At 63.4% G+C, this 9,087-nt stretch carries 7 protein-coding genes; 1 reads left to right on the plus strand and 6 read right to left on the minus strand.

Going from position 1 to position 9,087, the window contains the following annotated elements; all coding sequences use genetic code 11:
• The 5 genes from V5A19_RS13035 to pilM all read right to left on the minus strand — a co-directional run.
• A partial coding sequence (locus V5A19_RS13035) for a type IV pilus secretin family protein (protein ID WP_332327899.1) occupies window positions 1-1,730 on the minus strand: 1,730 nt, incomplete at its 3' end.
• A 1-nt stretch (window position 1,731) separates the two neighbouring features.
• A complete protein-coding gene (locus V5A19_RS13040; protein WP_332319709.1) occupies window positions 1,732-2,268 on the minus strand; it encodes a pilus assembly protein PilP in 537 nt (178 codons plus the stop codon).
• On the minus strand, window positions 2,265-2,852 hold the full coding sequence (locus V5A19_RS13045) for a type 4a pilus biogenesis protein PilO (protein WP_332319707.1): 588 nt from the start codon (window positions 2,850-2,852) through the stop codon (window positions 2,265-2,267). Before V5A19_RS13045 ends, V5A19_RS13040 begins: the two co-directional genes overlap by 4 nt.
• Window positions 2,853-3,422: a PilN domain-containing protein gene (locus V5A19_RS13050; protein ID WP_332319706.1), complete on the minus strand. Its 570-nt coding sequence runs from the start codon at window positions 3,420-3,422 to the stop codon at window positions 2,853-2,855.
• Complete coding sequence (pilM, locus tag V5A19_RS13055) at window positions 3,419-4,471, minus strand: type IV pilus assembly protein PilM (RefSeq protein ID WP_332319705.1); 1,053 nt, start codon at window positions 4,469-4,471, stop codon at window positions 3,419-3,421. The genes V5A19_RS13050 and pilM overlap by 4 nt, the downstream gene beginning before the upstream one ends.
• A 161-nt stretch (window positions 4,472-4,632) precedes the next feature.
• Here pilM and V5A19_RS13060 point away from each other — a divergent pair, with 161 nt between their 5' ends.
• Complete coding sequence (locus V5A19_RS13060; RefSeq protein ID WP_332319704.1) at window positions 4,633-7,176, plus strand: penicillin-binding protein 1A; 2,544 nt, start codon at window positions 4,633-4,635, stop codon at window positions 7,174-7,176.
• A gap of 8 nt (window positions 7,177-7,184) precedes the next feature.
• Here the strand turns inward: V5A19_RS13060 and V5A19_RS13065 are convergent, their stop codons facing one another.
• The gene (locus V5A19_RS13065) at window positions 7,185-8,765 is read right to left on the minus strand and encodes a bifunctional aminoglycoside phosphotransferase/ATP-binding protein (protein WP_332327900.1); all 1,581 of its coding nucleotides are present in this window, start codon (window positions 8,763-8,765) and stop codon (window positions 7,185-7,187) included.
• Between the last annotated feature and the right edge of the window lie 322 nt (window positions 8,766-9,087).

Raw genomic sequence — 9,087 nt, forward strand, 5'->3', positions numbered from 1 at the left:
CCCAGATTGCGCTCGGAGTTGGTATCGATCTTGACGATGCGCGCCTCGATCATCACCTGCTTGGTGGGCCGGTCCAACTTTTCCACCAGGTCCTTGATTTTGCGGATTTGCTCAGGTGTGTCGCGCACGATCAGCGTATTGGTGCGCGCATCGACGGTGACGCTGCCGCGCTGGGAGAGCACCCCGGTGGAGCCCTGGCTTTGCCCCCCCTCGCCGGCCTGGGCTTCAAGCAGGGACTTCAACTCCGAGGCCTTGGCGTAGTTAATCGGGATCATTTCCGTCTGCAGCGGGACCAGCTGCTGCTTCTGGAGCTCCGCCTTGAGCTGCTCCTCCCGTTGCTTGCGCAGCTCCGCCTGCGGCGCCACCCGGATGACATTCCCCTGGCGCTCCATGCCCAGGCCCTGGCTATCCAGGATCAGGTCCAGGGCCTGGTCCCAGGGCACATCCTGCAAGCGCAGGGTCAGCGTACCGCTGACGCTCTCGCTGGCGATAATGTTTAGATCGGCAAACTCGGCCAGGATCTGCAGGGCCTGACGGACCTGTATGTCCTGGAAGTTCAGGCTCAGCTTTTCACCCTCGTAAGGCTCGCCGGCTGCCTTCGGGCCACGTTTGGCGGGTTCGGCTTCCTCCGCCCCACTGACATCCAGGACCAGCCGATCCTCCACCTGATAGGTCTGGGCCTGCAAGAGACCGTCGGTGCCCGTGGCTACCACCCGGACGGCCTGGTCCTTCTGATAGAGGTCGACGGTTTCCACCGCGGTACCGAAATCGGTCACCACCAAGCGCTTTTCCAGCTCTTGGGGCAGACGCGTCTTGGGCAGGTCCAGGACCACACGGTTCTCCTCCCGATGGACCTGGGGCTCCGCCCCCGTGCGATCCAGCTCCAGGGTTACCCGGCCTACCTCCGGTTGGGGGCCGGTGGTGAAATCCACGTCGGTAACCCGGCGCAGGGCATCGCGCGAACTGGGACGGGTCAGGGCCACTTGCAGGCCTTGGTTGGAGGGCTCCACGGAATGGGTTACCTGCTCCCGAAGTCGCAGAACCATGCGGGTTCGGTCGCCGTGCTGACCGAAAACGATGCGGTTAATGAAAGGATGGTCCAGGGGATACTCGGTCCGGGGCAGAGCCAATTCCACGCCGTAGAGGTCAACCACCAGGCGGTTGGGCTCATCCAGCTGGAAGGATTGGAACTTTTGAACGGGACCGCCGGTTTTTAATGTCAGCGAGGTCTCGCTGTCGCTCCGGGACACGGCGTAATCCCGAAGCCTATCTCCTGCGGTGGCCTCAGGTCCGGACCCGGAAGCGGTGGGAAGGGCCCGCCCCGATCCGTTCGAAGTTTTGGGGGCCAGGGCTACTTGCAGCGCCGTTCCCTCCCGGGTAGCCGAAGCTTGTGCCGGCCCCGCCAGGATCAGCTCCAGCCGCGGCGGCTTGCCGTCGCCCCGGTGGACCTCGAGATTGCGAACCAGGCCCTTGGAGCTAGCGGCTGGAAGGACCTCCGGCCCCATTTTTGCCTCGGGCAATTGCACCAGCACCCGGGGCGGGTCCTGCTGGGAGAGCAGGCTGTATTTGAGCTCACCGTCGGCGGCCAGGAGGACCCCGGTGGTGTCGCCCTCTTGGTAGAGCTCCACTTGCTCCACCTGGACAGCAGCGGCGGCTGCCGTGGCGGTCAAGGCCTGCATCGCGGCGAGCAGAAAAACGGCGGTTATACCACGCATCCGCCACGGCACCATTTCATCCCCCTGTCGACTTGACTTCCACGGTGCGCTTACGCTCTTCCCACCGGCCCTCGCCGCGAGGCACCAGCTCGCGCAGGACAACCCCGTTGGGACCAATCTTCTCGATGCGGCCATGCTTTTGGCCCATGTATTCCCCGGGCGCCACCCTGTGTACCCCGCCGTCGGGGGTGCTCACATAGGCCCGCCATTCTTTGCCAGGCAGATCCACCGTGCCAACTATTTCCAGCTGACTGAGGGCGAACTGCTCCAGGGGCCCGGGTTCTCTGTCCTGGTCCGGGCTCGGCCCGGTATACTCGGGCTCCGGCTGTTGCGCCTCCTGCAGGGCTGGAATGGTCGCAAATGGCGAGCGCTCCAGCGGCCGGAAGCTTACATTGGTAGGCTCCACCCCCTCCGGCAATTCCGGGAGCTTTTTCTCGCTCGGGGGCGGCGGGGGCTTCTCCACCATTTGGCGGAGATCCGAAACCGGGTCTTGCTCGCCGCCGCAGCCACTGAGCGCGGCCATGGCTGCGGCCAAGATAAGCCAGCGCCTCACTTACCCCCCCCTTGCTGCTCGGCATCGCTCAGATAGCGGAACGTTCGGGCCGTGGCTTTCAAGGTGAGATCCCCGCCGGAGCCCTGGAGGCTGAGATCGCCCACATTGACGATCCGGGGCAACGAGGCGGTGGCAGCAAGGAAGCGGCCCATGGCGTTAAACGACCCTTGAACCTCCAGAGCCACCGGCTTAACGGCGTAGAATTCCTTCTGTTTTTCCGTTTTGGGCTCGAAAAGCTGAAACTGCAGACCCTCCGCCCGGCCGACCCGGTCGACGTCATCGATGAGCTCGGGCACCTCGGTACGGTCAGGCAGCTGCTCCAGGGCCCCTTCCATACGCTCCTGTAGCTTTTGGAAGTGTTCCCGCAGGGCGGGCAGATTAGCCACCTGACTCTTCTTGCGCTGATACTGGGCCTTGAGGCTTTGGACACGGTTGTCCATTTGCGCCACCCGCTGGGTGTGCGGCTGATAGACGAAGTACCAGAATCCACCTGCCAACAGGGCCGTTATCGCCAACAGGGCCACCGCCTTGGCCCAGTCCGGGGCTCGCAGGACGGCGTCGAGATTGATGTCGTTGACATCCATTCAGCCACCTCCCTCGGCCTGGCCGGATTCATCTCCCCGGGCCAAGGATACCGCCAGCGTGAAGGACTTAACGGCCTCGCCGTCGTCCTTGCCCCGGATCACCCGGAGATCCGGATTACGGAATAGGGTCGACGCTTCCAATCGGCGCATGAAGCTGGAAACGGCGTTGTTGTCGCGCGCATCCCCCTCGAGGTTGAGACCATTATCGGTCTGTTCCATGCCCGACAGGGATACCTCCTCGGGAACGGCCTGGCCAAGGGTTTGCAGGATATTAGTGGAAAGCTCCCGGCCATCCTGCAGCTGCTGGATCACTTCCAGCTTCCGGATCAATCCCTGACGCTTTTCCTTGATCTGGTTAACCTCGGCGAGCTTGTCCTCAATCCGGTCCAGGGCGTCTTCCATGTAGGTCACACGGGCCTGGTGGCGCTGCTCCACCCGCTGCAGGTGAAAGTAGGCCGCCGTCAACAGGCCACCCACGATCACCAGAAATACGGCAATACCAATGCCATCCCGCCTGATCTGGGCCCGGCGCCGGAACTCACGGTAGGGAAGGAGGTTGATCCGGATCACGGTTCAAAGCTCCGAAGGGCCAGCCCGGTTGCTACCATTAGCCGCGGGGCTATCGTCTCCAGCTTGCGCTGGCTCAGCATGGGCCCCTTTTTCATGCCCGCAAAGGGGTTAGCGGTAACCACTTCCACCCCCAGCTGGTCCGTCAGGGCTCCCATGACCCCCGGCAAAAGGGCGCAACCACCGGAGATCACCACCCAATCCACGGGGTGCTCGGGATGGTTGGAGGCGTAGAAATCGAGGCTCCGGCCCATTTCCATGGCCAGGTTCTGAAGGAATGGGTTCAGGGCCCGCTGGGTGTAATCCTGCGGGAGATCACCCTGCATCCAGCGCTGCTCGGCTTCCGCGAACTCCCAGCCATAGACCTCGGCTAGGGATTCACTCAGTTGCTGACCGCCGAAATAGTGATCACGAGTAAAGATGGACTGGCCCTGATAGAGGACATTAATATTAGTGACCTGGGCCCCGATATTCAGTAGGGCCACCGTCTTTTGAAAGTACTCCGAGGGGGCGGACAGTTCATAAGCCGTTTCCACGGCGAAGGGGTCAACGTCGATCACCGAAGCCTTGAGCCCGGCGGACTCGATAGCCTCGATGTGGCCATCCACCACCTCCCGCTTGCAAGCCACAAGCAGGACCTCCACTTGGTTGGCCTCGTCATTCGGATCGGGCCCGAGGACCTGGAAGTCCAGGTACATGGATTCGATTCCGGCGGGCAGATGATGGTCCGCCTCCATCTCCACTTGAGTCTGCTGCTCGTACTCGTCGAGGCCCGCCGGTATGGCGATCTTCTTGGTTATGACCGCGGCTCCGGCAACGCTCGTCGCGACGTATTTGGCTCGCACCTTGGCACGCTTGCGAGCCCGGGTGATGGCATCGGCAACGGCCTCGGTATCCACCACCGCGTGATCATTGATAGCCTCAGGCGGCAGCGGTTCCAGGGCGTAGTTTTTCAGTCGGTATCGGCGCCCCCGGCGCTCGATATCCACAACCTTGGCGGCAGTGGTGGACAGATCGAGCCCGATAAGGGGTTTGTTGTAAAGCTTGGCCATAGGAAGCCGCTTCGCCGTCGAACAGGTTTTGGTATTGTCAGGTCTGGCCCTTTATATCAGGGAAAATCCGTCGAGCAAACAGCCCTCCTTCCCTCAGACCCCTTTGGCCTCCGCTTGAACCGAAGGCTTTTCCGCATACAGGACAACCCAACGATCGCATTATGGCCAAAATTTTTAAGCGTTTCTTGATCCTCGCAGGCTTTATGGGGCTCATCGGAGGTATCACGGCTCTAGGCGGCTACCTTTGGCTCAATTCCCAGCTGCCCCCCATCACTGCCTTGACCAACTATGAGCCCAAGACCCCCCTGCGCATTTATGCCCGGAACGGCGAGCTCATTGGTGAGTTCGGTCGGGAAACCCGTTACTCCCTGCCGCCCGACGCCATTCCACCGACCTTGAAGGATGCCTTCCTCGCCGCGGAGGACTCGAGCTTTTTCGACCACCCCGGCATCGATATCCCGGGCATCTTTCGCGCCCTGATTGCCGACATCAAGGCAGGCGCGGCAGTACAGGGCGCCTCTACCATAACCCAGCAGGTGGCCCGGACCTTCCTGCTGACGCGTGAGCGCACCATCCTGCGCAAGCTGCGTGAGATGATGCTGGCCTTCCGTATCGAGCAGCGCTTGAGCAAGGACGAGATCCTGCACCTCTACCTCAACCAAATCTATCTGGGTAACGGTGCCTACGGGGTAGAGGCTGCGGCACAGGGATATTATGGCAAGTCGGTCCATCAGCTGGAGCTGACCGAGATGGCCATGATTGCCGGCCTCCCCAAGGCGCCCTCCGGCTACAATCCGGTAACCAATCCGGAGCGGGCCAAAAGGCGACGGAACTATGTCCTGCGGCGTATGGCCGAGACCGGGTCGGCCAAGCCGGAGATGGTTGGCCGGCTCCTCGATACTCCCATTCATGCTGAGCGTCACGACCCGGTATCCGAGCCCATGCCCATGGTAGCCGAAGAGGTGCGCCGGCGAATGGTCGAGCGCCACGGCCAGGAGCGGGCCTATACGGAAGGCTTCCGGGTCTTTACCAGTATTCAGCCCGAGGCCCAGAGGCAGGCCCGGCGGGCGGTCCAGCAGGGCCTTCTCGATTACACCTATCGCCACGGCTACAAGGGGCCGGAAGACCACGTGGACCTTGGTAAGCTCCGGGAGCAGGTGGCCGAACAGCCCGAAGGCCCCGATCTCCGACAGGTCCTTTTGCAGCGATTGGACGCCTATGAGCGATTGGGGCCCTTACACGCCGGCATTGTCCTGGGGCTCGGCCCCAAAGACCCGGGCCCGGACTGGCAGGGCCCGGCCCAAACCGCGCGGGTGCTACTAGCCAACGGTCAAAAGCTCACTCTGCCCTGGCGCGGCATCCGCTGGGCCCGTCCCTATAAGACACCTACCACGCGGGGCCCCAAGCCCGAAGAAGCGGCGGACGTTATGAGCCCCGGCGACATCATCCGCCTGGAGAAGCGGCCGGACGGCCCCTGGTTCCTGTCCCAAGTTCCGGAGGTTCAGGGCTCGCTTGTGGCCATGCAGCCCGACAGCGGCCGGATCCGAGCCATGATCGGCGGCTTCGAGCCCAGCCTTTCCCAGTACAACCGGGCCACCCAGGCGCGACGCCAGCCGGGATCGGCCTTCAAGCCCTTCCTCTACGCGGGTGCCTTAGAGAAGGGCCTGACCCCGGCCACCCTGATCAACGATGCCCCCATCGTGTTCGAGGACAGCGCCCTGGAGACCCGCTGGCGGCCGGAGAACTATTCCCAGAAGTTCCACGGCCCCACCCGCCTGCGCGAAGGCTTGGAGAACTCCCGTAACCTGGTAACCATCCGGCTGGTCCGTCGCCTCGGCATCGACTACACCCTGGACTTCGCCTCCCGCTTCGGCTTCGACCCCCAGCACCTGCCCGCGGACCTGTCCCTGTCCCTGGGATCGGCCTCTCTGGCACCCATGAAAGTGGTCCAGGGCTTCGCGGTGTTCGCCAACGGCGGCCTGCGGGTGGATCCCATCCTGATCCAGCGCGTTGAGGACCGCCAGGGCCGGCAGGTGGACCGCCGCATCGCCCAGTCCCGCTGCACCCAGTGCCACCGGGCTCGAGCCGCCGAGCTGCCGGAACCTGACGTCCTGGCCTCCCATCCCGAGCAGCGCTTCCATGAGGCCATCCGCCCCGAACGGGTGCTGTCGCCGCAGGTGAACCACCAGATGGTTACCCTGTTGCAGGGGGTGGTGGAGCGCGGGACGGGCTGGCGAGCCAAGAAGCTGGGCCGCAACCTGGCCGGCAAGACAGGGACCTCCAACGATCAGCGCGATGCCTGGTTTTTGGGCTTTTCCGAGGACCTCGTGGCGGGGGTCTACGTAGGCTTCGATCAGCCCCAAACGCTGGGCAGCCAGGAGACCGGCTCGCGAGCCGCCGCCCCCATCTGGGTGGATTTCATGGGTCAGGCGCTAAAAGGCGTTCCGAAGCAGGAATTCGAGCAGCCCGAGGGACTGGTGACCGTCCGCATCGATGCCGAAACCGGCAAGCGGGCCGCATCCTGGAGCGAGGAGACCCTTTTCGAGATCTTTCGCGAAGGCAAGGCGCCCGCGGAGGTAACCCCCCGCCCAGCCTCTGCGGAGCGGCAAAGCGATGAGGAGCGCGGCGGCAAGGGGGACCGTGCGGGGGACAGCAAAGGCGAGGAATCGGGGTCGTCCTCGCAGATGATGGAGGATCTGTTCTAAGGCGGGGGCTACACCCTGGGAACCCGGGCTATATGCAACAGCTCCCGGCCGATACGGGCGAAATCCAGCTGGCGGGAGGTATCCACCCGGACGGTGATCGCCTCTTCGTCCTCGGTTAGGGGCTCCTGGCTCCTCAGCTGGCTGTCGAGGACTTCTTCGTCGGCGTCCGAGGGGTTATCGGCCTCCGCCGCACGTTCGCGGATCCAGCGCCGTATCTCGGCCTCGGGGGCCTCCAGGGCCAGGATCCCAAAGGGGACGGCCAACTCGGCGGCCAGCCCACGCGCCGCCCGCCGCCGAGCGGCCTTGAGGTAGGTGGCGTCCAGGAACACCGGCAACCCCGCGGCCAGCACCGGTCGCGCCAGCTCCAGCAAGCGGTTGTAGGTCCGCGCGGACATCTCGGGGTTATAGATCCCCGACCCCACCTCCGCGGTTCCGGAAACCTCGGTCTCCCTGCCAGCCAAGCGCTTGCGCTCCACATCGGAGCGGATACGCACGCCGCCCAGCTCGGCCACTACAGGCTCCGAAACCAGACTCTTGCCCACCCCGGTCACGCCATGGCCGATTATCAGCCTGGCATCGTCCTCATGGGCCAGGGCCTCGGCCAATCGGAAGTAGTGCTCCCCCCGTTGCCGCAAATCGTCGGCCTCCCCGGCTTGGGCGTCGCCTGCCTGCAATGCGGCTACTTTGGCCCGCACCAGGGCTCGATAAATCGTGTAGAAGGGAAGCAGGCGCACCCCGGCGTAATCCCCGGTACGCTGAAGGTAGGCGTTGAGGAAGTGGGTGGCTAGATCGCGGCGCCCCCGGGAAAGCAGATCCATCCAGGCAAAGGCCACATCGGCCATGACGTCGGTGAAGCGCAGGTCGGGATCGAACTCGATGGCGTCGAAGGGCACCAGCTGGCCATGACGCAGTACCAGATTGGCCAAGTGAAGGTCGCCGTGGCCTTCCCGTATTCGCCCCGCACGGCGGCGCGCCATGAACAGATCCCGATAATTTGAGAGGAAATCATCGATCCAATTCGCCAGCGTTTGGAACCGTTCCAGGCTCACGGGCAACCAGTCCAGGGCCGCCCGGAGCTCGGTCAGGTTGGCATCCTGATCGGCCCGTACCCGCTCGTAAGCGCCGTAACCGGTATCCTCCGGCGGCTCGGCGGCCCCTTCGTGGAGCTCGGCAATCCCTTCCCCGAGCCCCCCCAGGAGCCCCAGCGTCAGCTCGTCGCGCTCCAAGCAGCGATCGGCCCGGCAAGCGGGATCGAACTGAACCATGCGAACGACGTATTCGAAGGCCTGGCCGGAACCGTTCAAGACCGGCGCCTCGGGAGTACCGGTAATCGACCACACATTAAGGTACAGATCCGGGGCCGTGCGCCGATTGAGGCGCAGCTCCTCGGCGCAGGCCTGGTACCGCTTGGCTAGGGTGGAAAAGTCCAGGAAACCCAGATCGAAGGGTTTTTTGATTTTGTAGGCGAAATCCCCGGTGAGCAGAACATAGGAGATGTGGGTCTCCACCACCCTCACTTCGTCGACGGAGTGGGGATAGCGGCCGGGGTCGGTCAGAGCCCGGATCAAGGGTGGCCAATGGTCTTCCATATGGGAACCTTAACGGCCGTTTTAAGTGTTACTAAAAGGAACAGAAGTAACTTCTCGCCAAGCGCCCGGCGTTGGCGGCAATAAGCGACTTGGGGGTGCCCGAAGGGCGGGGTCCCCCGGAGCGAGTTGCCGCCAGCCCCGGGCGAAGCACCCTGACAAAACTTCTGTTCTCCTTAGTAAGTGGTTACATTTTAAGGAACGGCAAAAGCCCCGGCGCGAGACGAGACCCCGGGAAAGCAATCCACCGTTGTCTTCCTTAAAACTAAGGGGATCGGACCATCAGGTAGGACCTTGTTAAGGTTGCCTGATGGCCCAGAATCAG

Origin of the sequence: Thiohalorhabdus sp. (genome assembly GCF_036628635.1) — a bacterium.
Taxonomy (GTDB): domain Bacteria; phylum Pseudomonadota; class Gammaproteobacteria; order Thiohalorhabdales; family Thiohalorhabdaceae; genus Thiohalorhabdus.